Source organism: Proteus sp. ZN5, assembly GCF_011046025.1.
GTDB lineage: Bacteria > Pseudomonadota > Gammaproteobacteria > Enterobacterales > Enterobacteriaceae > Proteus.
This window is the reverse complement of the sequence record NZ_CP047639.1, coordinates 4,224,100-4,242,304: the sequence shown is the minus strand read 5'-3', so window position 1 is coordinate 4,242,304 and position 18,205 is coordinate 4,224,100. Positions and strand designations below refer to the sequence as shown.

Annotated in this window: 17 protein-coding genes; 5 read left to right on the top strand and 12 right to left on the bottom strand. The window is 38.5% G+C overall.

Going from position 1 to position 18,205, the window contains the following annotated elements; genetic code table 11:
• Positions 1-28 precede the first annotated feature (28 nt).
• The 6 genes from GTK47_RS19460 to glpT all read right to left on the bottom strand — a co-directional run bounded on the left by GTK47_RS19460 (position 29) and on the right by glpT (position 5,483).
• Positions 29-442, bottom strand: coding sequence for a hypothetical protein (locus GTK47_RS19460; protein ID WP_165126322.1), 414 nt, complete (start codon positions 440-442; stop codon positions 29-31).
• Positions 439-981 carry a LemA family protein gene (locus GTK47_RS19455; RefSeq protein WP_165126319.1) on the bottom strand — a complete coding sequence of 181 codons (543 nt, stop codon included), beginning with the start codon at positions 979-981 and terminating at the stop codon, positions 439-441. Before GTK47_RS19455 ends, GTK47_RS19460 begins: the two co-directional genes overlap by 4 nt.
• A 9-nt stretch (positions 982-990) precedes the next feature.
• Positions 991-2,064 (bottom strand): hypothetical protein, encoded by a 1,074-nt coding sequence (locus GTK47_RS19450; RefSeq protein ID WP_165126316.1) that lies wholly within the window; start codon positions 2,062-2,064, stop codon positions 991-993.
• A gap of 30 nt (positions 2,065-2,094) precedes the next feature.
• The gene (locus GTK47_RS19445; protein ID WP_165126313.1) at positions 2,095-2,658 is read right to left on the bottom strand and encodes a LemA family protein; all 564 of its coding nucleotides are present in this window, start codon (positions 2,656-2,658) and stop codon (positions 2,095-2,097) included.
• A 257-nt stretch (positions 2,659-2,915) separates the two neighbouring features.
• On the bottom strand, positions 2,916-3,995 hold the full coding sequence (gene glpQ / locus GTK47_RS19440; protein WP_165126310.1) for a glycerophosphodiester phosphodiesterase: 1,080 nt from the start codon (positions 3,993-3,995) through the stop codon (positions 2,916-2,918).
• 135 nt (positions 3,996-4,130) lie between these two features.
• Entirely contained in the window at positions 4,131-5,483 is a 1,353-nt protein-coding gene (gene glpT / locus GTK47_RS19435) for a glycerol-3-phosphate transporter (protein ID WP_036933142.1), read from the bottom strand.
• 380 nt (positions 5,484-5,863) lie between these two features.
• On the opposite strand from glpT, the gene glpA reads away from it, so the two are divergent.
• From glpA to glpC, 3 genes are read left to right on the top strand one after another with little or no spacing between them, the layout of a single operon-like run.
• On the top strand, positions 5,864-7,522 hold the full coding sequence (glpA, locus tag GTK47_RS19430; RefSeq protein WP_171455253.1) for an anaerobic glycerol-3-phosphate dehydrogenase subunit A: 1,659 nt from the start codon (positions 5,864-5,866) through the stop codon (positions 7,520-7,522).
• Positions 7,512-8,819 carry a glycerol-3-phosphate dehydrogenase subunit GlpB gene (gene glpB / locus GTK47_RS19425; protein WP_165126307.1) on the top strand — a complete coding sequence of 436 codons (1,308 nt, stop codon included), beginning with the start codon at positions 7,512-7,514 and terminating at the stop codon, positions 8,817-8,819. The genes glpA and glpB overlap by 11 nt, the downstream gene beginning before the upstream one ends.
• The gene (gene glpC, locus GTK47_RS19420; RefSeq protein WP_151434141.1) at positions 8,816-10,009 is read left to right on the top strand and encodes an anaerobic glycerol-3-phosphate dehydrogenase subunit GlpC; all 1,194 of its coding nucleotides are present in this window, start codon (positions 8,816-8,818) and stop codon (positions 10,007-10,009) included. The genes glpB and glpC overlap by 4 nt, the downstream gene beginning before the upstream one ends.
• Before the next feature lie 180 nt (positions 10,010-10,189).
• On the opposite strand, the gene GTK47_RS19415 is transcribed toward glpC, so the two are convergent.
• The 3 genes from GTK47_RS19415 to GTK47_RS19405 form a co-directional block, all read right to left on the bottom strand.
• On the bottom strand, positions 10,190-11,335 hold the full coding sequence (locus GTK47_RS19415; protein ID WP_165126304.1) for a phosphoenolpyruvate-utilizing N-terminal domain-containing protein: 1,146 nt from the start codon (positions 11,333-11,335) through the stop codon (positions 10,190-10,192).
• 59 nt (positions 11,336-11,394) lie between these two features.
• The gene (locus GTK47_RS19410; RefSeq protein ID WP_165126301.1) at positions 11,395-12,498 is read right to left on the bottom strand and encodes a glycerol dehydrogenase; all 1,104 of its coding nucleotides are present in this window, start codon (positions 12,496-12,498) and stop codon (positions 11,395-11,397) included.
• Between the two features lie 365 nt (positions 12,499-12,863).
• Positions 12,864-13,538, bottom strand: a complete 675-nt coding sequence (locus tag GTK47_RS19405) for a 7-cyano-7-deazaguanine/7-aminomethyl-7-deazaguanine transporter (RefSeq protein ID WP_109409221.1) — start codon at positions 13,536-13,538, stop codon at positions 12,864-12,866.
• Positions 13,539-13,743: 205 nt separating this feature from the next.
• Here GTK47_RS19405 and tusA point away from each other — a divergent pair, with 205 nt between their 5' ends.
• Complete coding sequence (tusA, locus tag GTK47_RS19400; RefSeq protein WP_036933135.1) at positions 13,744-13,998, top strand: sulfurtransferase TusA; 255 nt, start codon at positions 13,744-13,746, stop codon at positions 13,996-13,998.
• An 87-nt stretch (positions 13,999-14,085) separates the two neighbouring features.
• On the opposite strand, the gene GTK47_RS19395 is transcribed toward tusA, so the two are convergent.
• Positions 14,086-16,485: a zinc/cadmium/mercury/lead-transporting ATPase gene (locus GTK47_RS19395; protein ID WP_165126298.1), complete on the bottom strand. Its 2,400-nt coding sequence runs from the start codon at positions 16,483-16,485 to the stop codon at positions 14,086-14,088.
• A gap of 180 nt (positions 16,486-16,665) precedes the next feature.
• Positions 16,666-17,292, bottom strand: a complete 627-nt coding sequence (locus GTK47_RS19390) for a lysoplasmalogenase family protein (RefSeq protein ID WP_165126295.1) — start codon at positions 17,290-17,292, stop codon at positions 16,666-16,668.
• 148 nt (positions 17,293-17,440) lie between these two features.
• Here GTK47_RS19390 and GTK47_RS19385 point away from each other — a divergent pair, with 148 nt between their 5' ends.
• Positions 17,441-17,827: a DUF2500 domain-containing protein gene (locus GTK47_RS19385; protein WP_206535872.1), complete on the top strand. Its 387-nt coding sequence runs from the start codon at positions 17,441-17,443 to the stop codon at positions 17,825-17,827.
• 74 nt (positions 17,828-17,901) lie between these two features.
• Here GTK47_RS19385 and GTK47_RS19380 read toward each other — a convergent pair whose 3' ends face one another.
• Positions 17,902-18,204 carry a DUF1145 family protein gene (locus tag GTK47_RS19380; RefSeq protein ID WP_075672964.1) on the bottom strand — a complete coding sequence of 101 codons (303 nt, stop codon included), beginning with the start codon at positions 18,202-18,204 and terminating at the stop codon, positions 17,902-17,904.
• Position 18,205 lies beyond the last annotated feature (1 nt).

The following is an 18,205-nucleotide window of genomic DNA, read 5'->3' as shown; positions in this document are numbered from 1 at the left end:
TGTAATAAAAGAGAGCCTAGGCTCTCTTTTATTTTTTTGATTTTCGGTTTTGCCTTAGCTTTTCTTCTGCTTCAAGCGCTTTTTCTTGAAACTTCGCAAATTTATTCCCTGTTACGTCTTTCATATAGCGATAATTAATAAACCAATACGTAATACATGAAAATAAAATAACCCACCAGATTAAGAGTAGTTTTAATGCAGAGTTAACACCGAGTATTAAATTAAAACTAATCAAGACCATTAAGCTGACAAATACCGAGCTAAATAACCCACCTGCAATTTGTGGCATATATTTTTTTAAAGGAGTAATACTCATTAATGGTAAAATAAGCGCCATTGAAAATAATGTACCAAAAGTGGCAAGCATAATAATCATGATGGGATCACCAAGACCTAATATCCAATCGGTGATACCAAAAAATGAAAAAGGAATTTCTATCATGAAGTTGCCTCCCTACTAGGGTAAAAAAGAGGGATATCTTTAAAATTAAAAATCAATTTAAACAATACATTAGGAAAAATATGTATTTCAGTATTATAGAGTGTGACGGATTGATTAAAGAACTCACGTCTATCTGCAATACACTCTTCTAACTCTTTAGCTTGTGCTTGTAATACGTGTAAATTTTTTCCGCTGATAAGTTCAGGGTATTTTTCAGCAATGATGAGTGATTTTTTTATTTGAGGTAATAACTGATTAGCTAAATCAACTTTTTGGTCTAATACATCTGCGCGTAAATAGTGATCTCTATTTTCAGCTAATTTTTCAAATAAGGCTTTCTCATGATCCATCGCTTTTTGTGTAATCACTATCAACATGGGGATCAAATCGGCTTGTTTTTTTAATAAAACATCAATATTTGCAAAGGCTTTATAGCAATTATTTTTTAGCATTACCATGTTGTTATAAATCATCACTAATTGGCGTATTAAAAAATAAACCAAAGCGAGAATAAAAATGATGAAAATAAGCCATTCCATATTAATCAATTACCAAGATGAAGAGGTGCTATTAAAATAAAGTGTTAGGATGCCATTTTGGTAATCCATTGGTATCACTAGAATGGATAAGATAACAAAAAGAGCAATAATAACGATGATGGCCGAGTTACGACGAAAAGGGCGTGCTTTGTTCCAACGGACAACATAATCTTGTGGTGATAAACCTAATAGATAGTGAGGAGCATTGTGTGTGATAACAACTTCATCATTGATAGGTTCTGCATTACCTATTAATAAATAAGTGGTATCAGCTTCTAAGATGTACTCCTTAAAACGTTTATTGTTATATTCCAGATCTTGGTGAGGATCGATGCCAAGGTGAACTAAAGGTTTGTCAGCTGCAAGAACTTGAACCGAGCCTGTATCATCAGTCATAGTAAAATTGTTGATCTTTTTGTCACAGAGTGTTTGGCGATAGCTTTTCTTACCTTCTTTATCTGTGGATATGTCATATTCATAATAGCAGTAGCCATAGCACTCTTTTTTACCCAGGCGACTTGTGAGTTTTTTACCCGCAGTTATCTTGCCTTCAATTTCAACAAGCCCAATGGCTAAAGAGCGAATTTTAGATGTCGCTAGAATTTTTTGAAAACGTAAAAAACGCTTTTCAGGTGTTTTTTTGGCAATTTGATAAACGAACATTAAAACGAAACTTAAAAAGAACAATCTATGGTCAATAAAAAAGCCAAAGCTTAAAAAGAGCAGTAACAGGCTAATAAATATGGTGTTAATCAATGCTGAAAATTTAGACTCACCTTCCATTTGTAATTGATGATAATTTTTTATCGCCTTTTCACCAATATTTCCAATATGATTTGAAATACCATAGGAAAACATCAAAATAACAGCGAATGCAATACAGGATATAAGATTAACAACAGAGTCTTCACCGCTAGGATAAAGGTCATTTCCTCGCGAAAAAAACAGATAATTTCCAGCAGCAAACGCTATCCCTAAAAAGGGAACAATACCCAAATTGTTCTTCTTTTTTTGAGCGCGTTTACTGCGTAAAAAATAGATTAATGCGCCTACAGCACAGCCGATAAAAAAATAAATTAACACTGCAATTTATCCTTAATACGGTTATTTAACTTATTGTTCTTTAAATTTGATGCCTTCAAATTTCATTTCTTCTTTTGGTATTTCGAGTAATTGCATACGTTCAAAGCGGAAAAGTCCGGCAATTAAGCTATCAGGAAACATCTCTATTGCGGTGTTGTAGTGAGTTGTTGCATCATTAAAACCTTCACGACGTTGAGCAATTTTATTTTCTACGTCACTAACACCTGTTTGAAGTAATGCGAGTTGTTCACCTGAAATTAGCGTCGGATAATTTTCAGCAAGGGCAATCATGCCTCGTAGTGCAGTATTCATCTCATTTGTAGCGCTGATTTTTTCATTAATATTTTGTGCTTTAAAATAGCGTTGTCTTGCGTCACTTAATGCAATAAATACACTTTTTTCGTGCTCCATAGCTTTTTCAGCTACCGCCATTAATTGAGGAATTTGGTCAGCTCTCTGTTTTAAAATAACGTCAATATTCGCAAATTGATTACTTACTTGATTGCGTGTCGCAATAAGACGATTGTAAATTGAAATTCCCCAACCAATAAAAAGAACGATAAGAATAAGTAAAATAATAGCCATTATTGTCATAGTGATCCCTTCCTCTAAATATTTAATAAATAATGATAGCTAAATTAAAAAGTAATTATGATTTTTAATTAAATTATTCGAATAAGTTAGAGAAAGATGAAGAAATATACAATCAGAAAGGGCGCAAATCTTACAAGAAAGAGTATCTATTTGTCATACTTCAAGTTATAGCATTGTTGACTGTATCACTAGCACTAGTCACATACTCATGTATGTGACTAGTGTTTCATTCACTTGTCGCCTAGCTGCATCTTGAATTATTTAGCTTGTTTTTGTAAGAACTTAACCCCTAAATCAGGGAAGTCTGTAAAGACACCTTCAGCACCCGCTTGATTATAAATAATGTCGTAAAGTTGATCACCATCTTTGGCGTATTTAGGCAGTTTATCAATACGAACGGTAAATGGATGAATAGTCAGTTTATTTTCGTGAGCATCTGCCGCCATTCCCGTTAAGGTGATTTTTTCTGGCGTTGACTTTTCTTCTACTAACATATGGTAATCAGGGCCAATGCCATCTGCATAAGTGGCAATTTCTTTCATTGCGCCCGGCTTAAACATCCATTCATAGCTATAGTTTGTCCATGTACCATCAGGCTGTTTCTCATAGGTCTCATTCCAGTCGGTATAAGCGATTAACTGAACAAGTTTTAGATCCATGCCCATTTTTGGCATCAATTCTGTTTTGATGCGTTTTAGGTCGTTAGCATCAAATGATTGTAGATAAACATTGTCGGTTTTTTTCGTATAACCGTACTGTTTAAGCACTTCCAGTACTTTAGTGGTAATGTCTTTACCTTCTTGTTCATGGAACCAAGGTGCTTTGATTTCAGGATAAATACCAATATCTTGGCCTGTTGATTTGTTTAGACCTTGGATAAATTCAATTTCTTCTTGGAAAGTATGTACACGGAAATCCGATTTGCCCATAGGGAAACGGTTTGGATAACTTTGGACTTTTTTACCGTCAACAATGTCAAAGCCTTCCGTAAATTTCAGCCCTTTAATTTCCTCAAGCGTAAAGTCGATAGCGTAATAACGACCATCTTTTCTTGCTCTATCAGGATAACGATCAGCCACATCTGTTACACGATCAAGATAGTGGTCATGTAAAACAACTAATTCGTTGTCTTTGGTCATCACCAAGTCTTGCTCTAGATAATCTGCACCTTGGGCATAAGCTAATGCTTTGGCAGGAAGCGTATGTTCAGGCAAATAACCACTTGCACCACGGTGAGCGATAACGACCTTATCACTTGCCGCTTGTGCGATTGCACTTAAGGATAGAGTTAAAAGAACGCCTGCAACTAACGGTTTTATTCTAAAAGATGTACTCATAAAGCTGCTCCATTTTAATTCTACGTACAATAAAGTTATGTACAGTTGGCAATAAAAAAGCCACATCAAAACAGTTGATGTGGCTTGGTTTTTAGAGATGAGATTTAACTAATTTCATAAATAATCAGTTAGCGATTATTCGTACTTCTGAAGCATTTCACGTTTGTGTTTGGTTTCGGTAACCATCACGATAAGTAATAACACAACAGACAGTGCACTACCGCCGATCATGACCATAAAACCGCCATCCCAGCCGAAGTAGTCAACTGTGTAACCTACGATAGCACTTGCCGCAACAGAACCACCTAAGTAACCGAATAAACCGGTAAAGCCTGCTGCTGTACCTGCTGCTTTTTTCGGTGCAAGCTCAAGTGCATGCAGACCAATCAACATAACAGGACCGTAGATTAAGAAACCGATGATTAACATACACGCCATATCAACATTCGGGTTACCCGCTGGGTTCATCCAGAATACGATAGTCGCGATAGTAACTAAGGTCATGAAGAACACACCTGTCGCACCACGGTTACCTTTGAACACTTTATCCGACATCCAACCACACAGCAGTGTGCCTGGAATACCCGCGTATTCATATAAGAAGTAAGCCCATGATGATTTATCCATTGCGAAGTGTTTTACTTCACGCAGATAAGTTGGTGACCAGTCCAGCACGCCGTAACGCAGTAAGTAAACGAACACGTTCGCGATTGCAATCATCCACAGAAGTTTGTTAGGGAACACATACTTCATAAAGATTTCTTTTGCAGTCAGTTCTTGCTCGTCTGTTTCTTTATAATCAGGTGGGTAGTCGTTTTTGTACTCTTCAATCGATGGAAGACCACAAGATTGAGGGGTATCGCGCATTAATGCGAATGCAATCATTGCAACTAAAATTGCTGCAAATGCTGGCATATATAACGCTGCTTTCCAGTCGTTAAACCATGCCATACCTAATAAGAACAGTAATGGAGGTAAACCACCACCGACGTTATGCGCACAGTTCCAGATAGAAACGATACCGCCACGTTCTTTCTGTGACCACCAGTGAACCATGGTACGTCCACAAGGAGGCCAACCCATACCTTGGAACCAACCACAAAGGAACAACAGAACGAACATAACCATAATGCTCGAAGTTGCCCATGGCACAAAGCCCATAACTAACATCACTAAAGATGCTAAAATAAGACCTGCAGGTAAGAAATAACGTGGGTTAGCGCGGTCAGAGAACGATCCCATAATAAACTTAGAGAAACCATAAGCAATAGAGATCCCTGATAACGCAAAACCTAGATCCCCTTTTGAGAAACCCTCTTCTACAAGATAAGGCATTGCTAACGCAAAGTTTTTTCTTACTAAATAATAAGCAGCGTAACCGAAGAAAATCCCCATAAAGATCTGCCAACGTAGACGACGATAGACGGGATCTATCTGCTCTTTTGGCAAACGCGCTTTATGTGGCGCAGGTCTAAACAGACTTAACATATTAGCCTCCGATGGCTTTTATTTTAATATGTTGATATTAAATAATGACAAAACGAACAGTGAAGTTATCAAAAAATTTTCTTTAACGAACTTAATAGTAAACTTATACAATCAAATTTACTGTGAGGTATTACTCAGTTGTCGAATAATTTTTCAAGATGTGCAATTTTGAGTGATATGTTAACTTTATCAAATACTTTTTGTTAAATAATTTGTGATTGGTGTCACATATGTGGTTTTAATCTTTCACTCGTGAGCGTTTCTCTTTCGTTTTTGCTCATTATCAAACATTAACCACATTTTTTGTGTATCTTATACACTATAATTAACGCTAAAGAATAAATAAGCGTTTGCTGAATGTAATGTGAGAGGGCATCTCTATGATGAGCGGTTCACCAGTGACAGAAACTGATGTCATTATTATTGGCGGGGGAGCAACTGGTGCGGGCATGGCAAGAGACTGTGCACGCCGTGGATTACGTTGCGTCCTGCTAGAAAGACATGATATTGCAACCGGTGCAACCGGTCGAAATCATGGATTGTTACACAGTGGTGCGCGTTATGCAGTAACAGACCCAGAGTCAGCGCGTGAGTGTATTGAAGAAAACATGATTTTAAAACGGGTCGCTCGTCATTGTGTTGAAAAAACGGATGGCCTTTTTATTACCCTTCCTGAAGATTCTTTAGAGTTTCAACAGACCTTTATTCAATCTTGCCAAGCCGCAGGGATTGATGCTCAAGCGATTTCACCCGAAGAAGCTATTCGCTTAGAGCCTTCTGTTAACCCTAATTTAATCGGTGCGGTTAAAGTTCCTGATGGTACTGTCGATCCTTTCCGTTTAACTGCCGCAAATATGTTAGATGCTCGCGAACATGGTGCTCAAGTACTAACTTATCATGAAGTCGTTGGGCTTATTCGTGAAGGTGACCGTGTTAAAGGCGTGAAAGTTTACGATCATCAAGCGAAAAAACTGTATGAAATTCGCGCGCAAATAGTGGCGAATGCAGGGGGGATTTGGGGACAAAAAATCGCTGAGTATGGTGAGTTAAAAGTTCGTATGTTCCCAGCCAAAGGTGCATTACTGATTTTGGGTCATCGTATTAACAATATGGTGATCAACCGTTGTCGTAAACCTGCGGATGCCGATATTTTAGTTCCTGGCGATACTATTTCATTGATTGGTACAACATCAACACGAGTACCTTACGATGAAATCGACAATATGTATGTCACCCCTGAAGAAGTCGATATTCTTATCCGTGAAGGTTCAATGTTAGCGCCAAAACTGGCTCAAACTCGAATTTTACGTGCTTATGCAGGTGTGCGTCCTTTAGTGGCAAGTGATGATGATCCATCTGGTCGTAATGTTAGTCGTGGTATTGTTTTACTCGACCATGCGCAACGTGATGGATTAGAAGGCTTCATTACTATTACTGGCGGTAAATTAATGACTTACCGCTTAATGGCTGAATGGGCAACAGATAAAATCTGCGAAAAATTAAATGTTTCTGCAAAATGTACCACAGCAGAAGAAGCTTTACCTGGCTCTCGTCAGTCAGCAGAGCAAGCATTACGTAGCGTTGTTTCATTACCTGCGCCAATTCGTGGTTCTGCGGTTTATCGTCATGGTGATTTAGCTAATAAATTATTAAGCAATGAGCGTAGTGATAAGAGTTTGGTTTGTGAATGTGAAGCCGTTACAGCGGGGGAAGTTCGCTATGCTGTTAACTCTTTAACAGTCAATAATTTACTTGATTTACGTCGCCGTACTCGTGTGGGTATGGGAACATGCCAAGGCGAACTTTGTGCTTGTCGTGCAGCGGGTTTATTAAACCGTTTACAAGTTACTACTCCTCACGAGTCAGAACAACAGCTTGCCCATTTTTTAAATGAGCGTTGGAAAGGTATTCGACCAATCGCTTGGGGTAATGCATTACGTGAAAGTGAATTTACCAGTTGGGTTTATCAAGGTTTATGTGGTTTAGATGCTGATATGATTGAAAAAACAGCTTCAGCGGAGGCAGATAATGAAATTTGACGTCATCATTATAGGTAGCGGGCTTGCAGGTTTAACCGCAGGTATTCGTCTTGCTGAAGCCGGTAAGTCTTGCGCAATTATTAGCAATGGTCAAAGCGCACTGCATTTTTCATCGGGTTCGCTGGATCTATTAACTCATCTTCCTGATGGTTCGTTAGTGACTCAGCCTAAGAAAGCCTTAGCAACATTGGCTGAACTTGCCCCTAAACACCCTTATAGCCGTATGGGGGAAATGCAAGTTTCGACTTTAATTGAACAGGCTCAATCATTACTGGAAAGTACAAAAGGTCTTGAATATCAAGGTAGTGGCGATGAAAACCATTATCGTATTACACCTGTTGGGCGTTCACGTATGAGTTGGATGAGCCCAAAACGTGTACCCACTCATGGTGTTAATCAAGTACTGCCGTGGAAAAAGCTGGCGGTTGTTGGAATTGAAGGTTTCTTAGATTTTCAGCCACAATTTGCAAGCAATACACTGAGTGAACAAGGTGTTGAGTCTATTCCTTATCATATTCATTTACCGCTATTAGACAGATTGCGTGATAACCCAAGTGAATTTAGAGCAGTCAATATTGCGCGCTATTTAGATAAGCCTGAAAACACCAAAGCGTTAGCGGAAGAGCTGAAAAAACATATTGATGACAGTGTTGAAGCGATTATTTTACCTGCATGTATCGGGCTAGATGCTGAAGAGCCTGTAACGCTACTTCAACAACTTGTAGGCAAACCTATTTGCTTATTACCGACGCTACCACCATCACTATTAGGTATTCGTTTACACCAAGCACTAAAACTGCGTTTCCAAAAAGCTGGCGGTTTAATTATGCCGGGTGATCGTGCAGAACAAGTTGATTTAATTGGTAATAAGGTTACAGGTATTCATACTCGAAACCATACTGATATTCCTATTCGTAGTGAACATGTTGTATTGGCAACAGGGAGTTTCTTCAATAATGGTTTAATTGCAGAGTTTGATCGTGTCTATGAACCTTTAATGGAGCTTGATTTGCTTGAGACACTACCACGCAATGAGTGGACGCAAGTGAATGTCTTTGCAAAACAGCCTTATATGAGATTTGGCGTTGATACAGATAGTCAATTAAGACCGATGAAATACGGCGAAGTTTTAGAGAATGTTTACGCTGTAGGTGCTGTACTAGGTGGGTTTGACCCGCTTAATGAAGGTTGTGGTGCGGGCGTTTCAATGATCAGCGCACTTTATGCAGCGCAACAAATTTTACAGCACAATAAATCAGAACAGACCACATCTGCGGTTGTGGAGGCAGCACAATGAGTTTACATGATAACAGTTTTGAAGCGTGCATTAAGTGTACTGTTTGTACTACTTATTGCCCAGTTGCAAAAGTAAATCCACTTTACCCCGGCCCTAAACAAGCTGGCCCTGATGGTGAGCGTTTACGCCTAAAAGATCCGATGCTTTATGATGAAGCATTGAAATATTGCACTAACTGTAAGCGTTGTGAAGTTGCTTGTCCGTCAGATGTGAAGATTGGTGACATCATTTCGCGTGCGAAACTGAACTACAATACAAAAACACCAAAACTTCGTGACGCTATTTTAAGTCATACGGATTTAATGGGTTCATTATCAACGCCAATGGCGCCGATAGTAAATACCATTACAGGATTAAAACCTGTACGTAAGATCTTGGATAAAGCACTTAAAATCGACCATCGTCGTGAATTACCAAAATACTCTTTTGGTACATTCAGAACGTGGATGAAAAAACAAGTTGAAGAGCAAGCGCGTTTTAAAGATCAAGTTGCCTTCTTCCACGGTTGTTACGCTAACTATAATCACCCACAATTAGGGAAAGACTTAGTTAAAGTATTCAACAAAATGGAGATTGGTGTTCAGCTATTAAAACGCGAAAAATGCTGTGGTGTTGCATTAATTGCGAATGGTTTTGTTAAACAAGCCAAAAAACAAGCCGCAGTAAACCTTGAATCGCTGACAGAAAAAATTGTTGAAAACAATATTCCTGTCGTTGCAACATCATCAACCTGTACTTTCACTATTCGTGACGAGTATGAACATATCCTCGATGTTGATACATCAAAAGTACGTGAAAATATTGAATTAGCAACACGCTATATTTATCGTTTATTAGAAGAAGGTCGTGAATTACCACTGAAACATACTCCGCTAAAAGTGGCGTATCACACTCCTTGTCATATGGAAAAAATGGGATGGACAGCATATTCCATTGATTTAATTAAACGTATCCCTGGTGTTGAGGTTATTGTTTTAGATTCTCAATGCTGTGGTATTGCCGGAACGTATGGTTTTAAATCTGAAAACTACGATGTTGCTCAAGGCATTGGTGCGGGTTTATTCCGCCAAATTGAAGAGAGTGGCTGTGATTTGGTGATCACAGACTGTGAAACCTGTAAATGGCAAATTGAGATGTCAACAACGAAAAAATGTGAACACCCCATTAGTTTACTGGCAAGAGCATTATAAGTATTGCCTATTAGATAATAAAAAAGTAATTGATTACTAAGATAACAAGCAGCTAGGGAATAAAAGAGGATCTTTTGTTCCCTTTTTTTATTTTTAGTAAAAAAAGAGATGAATATAAGATAATAAAGAAGTTAAATAACCTGACACTGTGGTTCACAGGTTATTTAAATACTCTTATTTTTAATGAGAGATATAGGTATTTTGATAAAGCCAAATATTTTGGACTTTTTTAAGTGTGATATTTTGCCCATCAGTCAGCGAAAGAGCTTGCCTTCCCGCCTCGTTAATAATTGGAATATCTAATGCATTAGCTAATACAGTAGTATTAGATAGTGGGTTTCCATGACTTAATAAAATCCCTTTTATCTTGTTGGTATCAAGAGCCATTAATGTTGAAGGATGAAGCTGTTTTGTCACTAGAATTGCATTTTCATAAGGAGGATGTGTGATTGGAGGAGGAGCTGAGGTTAAATAGCGTAGTAATCGAGATAAAATATCATCTAAATCACTTTCACGAGCACGCATATTATCATCATCCATTTGCGCGTAAGTATCTATTAAATCAATAAATGTCTGCTGTAAGGCAAACTCAGCATTACAGTGATGTTTACTTATCATGCTACATACAGTCAGTTGTAATTCGGTATTTTCTAATAAGAAGCGGTGACTCGAAAAAATATGAGCATACTGTTCTCCAATCTTGCGATACGCTTCCTCAGTTAACCAATCAATATCCTTTTTAGATCGCTCAATCGCTTTAATGAGGCGTTTTTGCTCTTCAAGCAATAAATGAGAGGATATTTTTTTACGAGGGATCACGAAACGGTGATAAGGATATAGCCAAACGGGTGCGGTGATAATTCTGACAGGTTCGTAATTTGTGTTTTTAGGGTGAATATTAAAATTAGGAAGATTTTCACCTAATTGCAGTTTTTTAATTGTAATGGTTTTATGTGCTGCTTTTTCTGCTTCTTCAAGTGAAGCGCCTAGTGCAATACTATTGGCGGCAGCTAAGGTGCCTTCAACAATCGGAGCTGAGCTTAACGCAACATTTGTGGCAATGTTGTGATCAAGGTTGGCGATGGCAAGTGCTGCATTTTGTGCTGAATGATAAGTATCGAGTAAAACGAGTACACCTTGTTTGCTATAACACTTTTTAATTGCAGTGAGTATGGTTTCTGGTGACACTTCATTAGCAAGATCAGAAGGTGTTTGATAGTTGGTCGCAATGGCAATTTTTACTTGGCGATCTACAGTCTGATTAACGAGCTCTTTAATACCATTGGCGAGCGTAAGGCTCTTTGAAACTAATACGATACTGACCATAAAACACCCTTTCTTGTAAATGTAAACAGGGAGATAAACACCCCCTGCTTACTCAGGCTTTAATAAAGCCATTCCCGTCCTAATTGGTCGGCAGTTAAAATCGCGGCGTAAACCTTATCGGAATCGATATCAAATGGCATGTTATAAATTGTCTCACCTTCAGCGCAACTTAACTCAGCAACCGCCATGATTTTTTCATTTAACTCATCACCTGTGGCATTGATACCTAATTCTTCCAAAGTGACAGGTAGTCCGACTAAAATACAGAAATCTAGAAACTCTTCTAACTCTTCTAATGGACTGTTTTCTAACACTAATTGGACTAATGTACCAAAGGCAACTTTTTCACCATGATACATGTTGTGACACTCTTCTAATGCCGTAAATCCATTATGAATAGCGTGGGCAGCCGCAAGACCTGCACTTTCAAAACCGATACCACTTAAAAAGGTATTAGCTTCAATAATATTTTCTACCGCAGTTGTACAGACACCACGGCTTACTGCAAGTTTAGCCTTATAACCATCTTCTAAAAGGGTGTTATAGCAAAGTTCAGCTAGAGCTAAGGCTGCAAGTGTTGATTTACCTCCTGCCATAGTCTGTTTTTGGGCATGACTGCAAGCTCTTGCTTCAAAGTAGGTTGCTAAAGCATCCCCCATACCTGCTACTAATAAACGAGCTGGTGCAGAAGCGATGATATTAGTATCCATCACGACAACATCAGGATTTGTTGGGTAGAAAAGGTAACTATCAAATGCGCCTAATTCAGTATAAATCACAGAAAGTGCGCTTGTTGGGGCATCAGTGGAAGCAATGGTTGGGGAAATAACGACAGGAAGTTGGCATTTATAAGCAACAGCTTTGGCTGTATCAAGTGTTTTACCACCACCAACACCGATGATCACAAGAGAGGCTTGTACTTTTGCAAGTTCAGATAGTCGATTGATTTCGTTGTGTGTGCATTCACCATTAAAAAGTTCGAAGTGCCCATTAACTTCATACTGAGACATACTATCTTTAACGGTACTACCGACAAGTTCCATAACAAATTTATCGGCAATAATTAGTGCTCTATCACCAAAAGGCTTTGCGTATTTACCAATATGATATAGCGCGTCAGGCCCTTGAATATATTTAGCGGGGGATTGAATAACTTTTAACATAATAGACTCCTACTATTCGCAAAAGAGAGTAAAAAATCCTTATGGTGAGACTCGTCGTCCCAACTGACATATAACAATATGGAGACGTTCTAAGAATACATTAACAGTTTAATGAGGGAATAAAATAATTTATTGTAAATAATTAAGGCTTTTTATATTAGCATGTGAAAAATATCCTAATACTGATATTTAAGTCATATTTTGTGAGTTGTTTAACTAATCATGCTAATTAATTACTCTGCGAAATATTTATGTAAAATAATAAACTATTCCAATTAGAATAAAGCTTCATAAAATTGGTTTATGAAGCTTTATTATTTGAATTATGACATTTATATCATTATTTTTTTGCGAGATGAGCCAGATTATGAGCGAATTTCAGCATAATCTTGTTTTTGATTTTCTTGTGCGAAAAAGTGACGCAAAATAAAATTCAATAAGACACCATAAGCAGGTAAGAAGAACAGCATACAAATGGTCAATTTAAACACGTAGTCAACTAATGCAATTTCAACCCAATTCTCCGCCATAAATGCGTCAGTACTACGATAAAATGCAATAAAGAAGAATGCGAGTGTGTCGAGTAAATTACCGAAGAACATTGCTGCACTTGGCGCTACCCACCATTTTTGTTGTTGTCTTAAACGATTAAAGACAGACACATCCATGATTTGACCTAACACATAAGCCATAAAGCTCGCTGTCGCAATTCTTGCCACCATGATATTAAAATCAGCTAATGAGGCAAAACCCTGCCAACTGCCTTGGAAGAAAAGCGTTGAAATCAGGTAAGAAATCGCTAATGCAGGTAGCATAACGGCGGTAATAATGCGTCTGGCAAGTGGTGCGCCATAAATACGAACTGTTAAATCTGTTGCCAGAAAAATAAACGGAAAGGTAAAGGCACCCCAAGTGGTATGGAAACCAAAAATGGAAATAGGTAACTGCACAAGATAGTTACTAGAAGTAATTATCAGGATGTGGAACAAAGAAAGCCATAACAGCGCCACCGCTTTTTGGCGGGGAGTAAACGTATACATAAATTGTACCTTTTTAGTGATTGGGGTGAGGGAACCCAATAAAACAGTGATTTCTCTCTTAAATGAGAGGATGCGCATAATACGCCTGTTGCGCAACAAAAGCAAAGGTTAGGGGGAATACCTTTGTGCTTAATGTGCCGTGATGTGAACACGAAAGCGAGATATAATGACAAAATCTGTCAGTGTAAGAAGAATGGTTAATAGAATGAATGCTCAATTTGATGATGCAACCAAGACATTAGATACGCTAGGGCTACGTTGCCCTGAGCCTGTAATGTTAGTGCGTAAAACCATAAGAAATATGGCATTAGGTGAGACGTTATTAGTGATTGCTGATGATCCTGCCACAGTGCGTGATATTCCTGGCTTTTGCCGATTTATGGAACATGATTTATTAAATCAAGAGACGCAATCTGCACCTTATCGTTATCTTATCCGTAAAAAAGAGAGCAATCTGTAATTTATACTGTAAATATTGCTTATTATCGCGCTAAAAAATAACCCAAACCCCACATACTGAGGTTTGGGTTTTGTTATTTTAGCGTGCTTACTCTTTGTTTGAAGCGCTAATTTTTACTCTTAACAGTCTTACGGCATTGGCTGTTACCAGTGCTGTTGCTCCTGAGTCAGCAAGAACAGCAACCCAAAGTCCAGTAATTCCTAATAAGCTTGTTACTAAAAATATCGCTTTTAAACCAAGTGCTATCGTGATGTTTTCACGGATAATTTTACGTGTCGCACGAGACAACTTAATAATTTCAGGTAAGCCAGTTAAACGGTTATGCGTTAATGCTGCATCAGCTGTTTCAAGTGCAACGTCTGTACCGCTTCCCATCGCGACACCAATGGTTGCTGCCTTCATTGCTGGTGCATCATTGATACCATCGCCCACCATCATTGTGTTATGCGTTTTACTGATTTCCATGACTGAAGTCACTTTATCTTCAGGCAGCAATCCTGCACGGAAATCCATACCTAATTTTTTCGCAATAGCCGCGGCTGCTCTTGGATTATCACCTGTTAGCATAACGGCATTGATGTTCATCTCTTTCAATAACTTCATTGATTCGACAGCATCGCTGCGTAAGGTATCCTGCATAGCAATAACACCGACAAGCTGACTCTCTTTTAATACGACTACCACGGTTTTGCCTTCATCTTCAAGGCGTGCAACTTCTTGTTGCCATTGAGAAGAGAGTAATGTGGCTTCTGATAATTGAGAAGGCGCACTCACCAGAATATGTTGGCTATTTAAATAACCTTCAATTCCTTTACCCGCTAGCGCTTTACGATCTTCCGCTTCAACAACAAGCACACCTTCATCTTGTGCTTTATTGATAATGGCTTTTGCTAATGGGTGATGAGAGCCAATTTCTACAGATGAAGCAAAAGTCAGTACTTCTTTTTCATTAAATCCGGTTTCAGCAACAACATCAGTAACTTGAGGTTTCCCTTCTGTTAATGTGCCTGTTTTATCTAATGCGATAGTATTAACAGTACCTAATTGCTCTAATGCTGCACCACCTTTGATCAGCGCTCCGCGTTTAGTTGCAGCCGCTAATGCTGACGTGATGGCGGCTGGTGTTGAGATAACTAAAGCACAAGGACAACCAATGAGTAATAGGGTTAAGCCGCGATAAATCCATGTTTCCCAAGGTTGTGAGAACAACAATGGCGGAACAATAATAACCAGTGCAGAGAACAGCATAATCGCAGGTGTATAGTAACGACTAAAGCGGTCAATAAAGCGTTCAATTGGGGCTCTACGCTCTTCTGCTTCTTCAATCAATTGCAAAATGCGGTCGATAGCATTTTGCCCTTGTTCTGATACTACTTTCATCTGTACAGATCTATCGACAGATAAACAACCAGCAGCGACTTTTTCACCTTGTAAACGCTCTACGGGTACGGATTCGCCCGTTAATGCACTTTCATCAAAGCTTGCAAATGCACTGACTAATTCCGCGTCTGTTGGCAAACGTGAACCCGGTGCAATCTCAATAATGTCGCCCGGACGTAATTGCGCAACAGGAACAGTTTGTTTTTTACCGTCTTTGACTAATGTTGCTTCTTCTGGCACTAATGCCATTAATGCACTCACACCACGACGAGCACGTCCTGCGGCATAAGACTCCAGCATTTCACCAATCATAAACAGCAAAATAACCATTGCTGCTTCTTCGGTTGCATTAATAAATAGTGCACCAATTGCAGCGACACTCATCAATGTTTCGATAGCAAATGGTGTACCACTGCGAATAAGTTGTAAGGACTTTTTCACAATGGGGAATAGACCAATTAAGGTTGTTGCAATAAAGGCGGCTCGACCTGCTTGGGGATCAATAATCTCGGCACCCCAACTAATCGCCATTAAAAGCGCCAAAATAATCACAAATGAGCTCTCTTTCAAGAAACTCTGCTTCACCACTTTTTGGGATTGAGGCGATGAGAGATCAAAAAGCTCGAAACCGGCACTGTTAATGGCTGCAATGACATCAGCACGTAGATCACTATCAGCATCAACGACCAGTTTTTCAGTGGCAAAAAGGACTTTTGCTTGTTTTACACCTGTGACTTTGAGTGCTGCGGTTTCAATTTTTTGAGCGCAACTTGGGCAATCCATTCCTTGTACTTTCCAGCTAAAGCGCTGTTGTGCAATCTTTTCTGGCTCAATGTTAGAGACAGGGGCGTTGATATCACAGCTTCCATGAGTGTGGTTGTGTTCATCATGGTTATGGTCGTGATTATCATGATCATGTTCGTGGGAATGTCCGTGGTGGTGCTCATCCTCGCATTCAGGATCACTTTTATCTATTTTAGTATGAGAATGTCCACTTTCAGTATGTGAGCGCGTACTATTCTCTGAGTGACCTGAACAGCATTGAGAACTTGAGCAGCAAGCATCGGTATGTTTATGATTATCGTGTTTATGAGCATGTTTAGTCATAACTGGCTCTCCTTGTTCAACAAAGTAAAGTCTAAATTTATCTATCTGATAAGTACTTTACAGCTTGGAGTAGAGTCCAGAGTCAAGATACCAAAGGCATATTCATTGGCAAAAAGTGCGAATTAGGTCAAAAAATTAGCCCCTTGATTTAAATGTTTAAAACAAGGGGCTGGATTTAAACTACAGGAACAGTGCTCTGACAATAAAGAAATGGCCAATAAAATAACAGGCGCTGACAAGCCCTTTAGACGCTGAAAATGAGAAGCGGAAGCGGTTGATTAGCCATATTGAGTAAGCAATCACTAACAATAATGAGCCAATCATTACTGATAAGTTGTAATCATTGCTTAAGTAGAAGAATTTTTCACCAGCAACCCAAAACATAGTAAATGCGGCTAGTAAAGTTAGAGAGGCTGGAATGGCTAACTTATCGAGCTTAGTCCAAACAATCGCCAGAATGATAATGAAAGCGAGAATAACGAATCCCAGTAAAGGAAGATAAAAAGAGAGTTGTAATGGGAGTAAGAAACTTACCATATAAAATATGTAGCTTAGAAAAACCAAAGCAAGAGAAGGTAGTAAATACTTACCATCAAACATTCTTAAGATATCAGAAAGTAAAGTCGCTAATAACGCACCGACAATAAGGTAACTATTAATATTGTGCTCGGGAACTTGCCATGCCCAGAGTAATAAAAGAAGTAGCGTGATAGGACGGAATAACCATCGTTGCCAATTAGGACCTCGATATGCGGCATCAATATAAAGCCATCCGGAGAATAATACGGCGAGAAAAGGCCAACTCATAATATCTTCCTTATATTCAGAACTGTTTTATTATTCATAACAGAAAGATTAATTTAAGAATAGCGGTTAATGACGAAACTGATGGACTCATTAAAATAATATAAAGCACACTGTTTTTTTAACCCATATAACGATAGGAATTAGTGTAATGAATAAAGCGGCTATTTTAGGGATTGCAGTACTGGTGATTATTATAGCGTCAGCAACTTATCGTTTTTTCGAACAAAGAAAACAGCGAATAAGTGACGATAATTCACCTGTTACACTCTATATGGTTGAAGTGATTGATAAAAAAGAAGTTGCAGCAAATGAACGACGTTCAAGAGAAAATGATGTAAATGGCCCAGAAACAACACATTATTATCAAGTGACCTTTCGTTTAACCACTGATGATCGTAAAGATTTAGTGTTAAAAATCGATAAATCAGCTTATCAAGATATTGAGCCTGAAATGAAAGGGCGTTTGTTTATGCAGGGCAGTCGTTTTGTACAGTTTGAAACCGATATGCCAATCGATGAGCCAAATAATAAATAAGATAGAATATTTATTATTTAGCAACCTCTGGGGTTGATTATCGACCCCAGATAATTGCGAGGATATAACAATATTTACGGCTGTGGTTTTGTTTTATTCTTCTGTTTTTCTTCGTATTCTTTGCGTAATTCTTTTTGTATTTTTAAGAGCTCGAAGATCCCAAAGAAGAAAATGCGAAACTGTAATGCCGTTGAGGGTTTTTGATCTTTAGGTTGTCCTGCTTTATACATGACGATTTGTAATCCATGCATAATCACCATAAAAATCAATGCAATATCCATAAAGTACTTTAGAGGCTTAGGAAATGGGGAAATAATATTTAAAAACAGAAAGCCCCAAACACCGACCATTAAAAATCGGCCAAAAAAGATTAACATA

Coding starts and splice junctions, on each gene's coding strand:
- GTK47_RS19405 (WP_109409221.1), bottom strand. CDS start 13,538: ATGTATACGTTTACTCCCCGCCAAAAAGCGGTGGCGCTGTTATGGCTT.
- GTK47_RS19395 (WP_165126298.1), bottom strand. CDS start 16,485: ATGACTAAACATGCTCATAAACACGATAATCATAAACATACCGATGCT.
- GTK47_RS19385 (WP_206535872.1), top strand. CDS start 17,441: ATGAATAAAGCGGCTATTTTAGGGATTGCAGTACTGGTGATTATTATA.
- glpA (WP_171455253.1), top strand. CDS start 5,864: ATGATGAGCGGTTCACCAGTGACAGAAACTGATGTCATTATTATTGGC.
- tusA (WP_036933135.1), top strand. CDS start 13,744: ATGAATGCTCAATTTGATGATGCAACCAAGACATTAGATACGCTAGGG.
- GTK47_RS19390 (WP_165126295.1), bottom strand. CDS start 17,292: ATGAGTTGGCCTTTTCTCGCCGTATTATTCTCCGGATGGCTTTATATT.
- glpT (WP_036933142.1), bottom strand. CDS start 5,483: ATGTTAAGTCTGTTTAGACCTGCGCCACATAAAGCGCGTTTGCCAAAA.
- GTK47_RS19380 (WP_075672964.1), bottom strand. CDS start 18,204: ATGTTAATCTTTTTTGGCCGATTTTTAATGGTCGGTGTTTGGGGCTTT.
- GTK47_RS19415 (WP_165126304.1), bottom strand. CDS start 11,335: ATGGTCAGTATCGTATTAGTTTCAAAGAGCCTTACGCTCGCCAATGGT.
- glpB (WP_165126307.1), top strand. CDS start 7,512: ATGAAATTTGACGTCATCATTATAGGTAGCGGGCTTGCAGGTTTAACC.
- GTK47_RS19455 (WP_165126319.1), bottom strand. CDS start 981: ATGGAATGGCTTATTTTCATCATTTTTATTCTCGCTTTGGTTTATTTT.
- glpC (WP_151434141.1), top strand. CDS start 8,816: ATGAGTTTACATGATAACAGTTTTGAAGCGTGCATTAAGTGTACTGTT.
- GTK47_RS19460 (WP_165126322.1), bottom strand. CDS start 442: ATGATAGAAATTCCTTTTTCATTTTTTGGTATCACCGATTGGATATTA.
- GTK47_RS19410 (WP_165126301.1), bottom strand. CDS start 12,498: ATGTTAAAAGTTATTCAATCCCCCGCTAAATATATTCAAGGGCCTGAC.
- GTK47_RS19445 (WP_165126313.1), bottom strand. CDS start 2,658: ATGACAATAATGGCTATTATTTTACTTATTCTTATCGTTCTTTTTATT.
- glpQ (WP_165126310.1), bottom strand. CDS start 3,995: ATGAGTACATCTTTTAGAATAAAACCGTTAGTTGCAGGCGTTCTTTTA.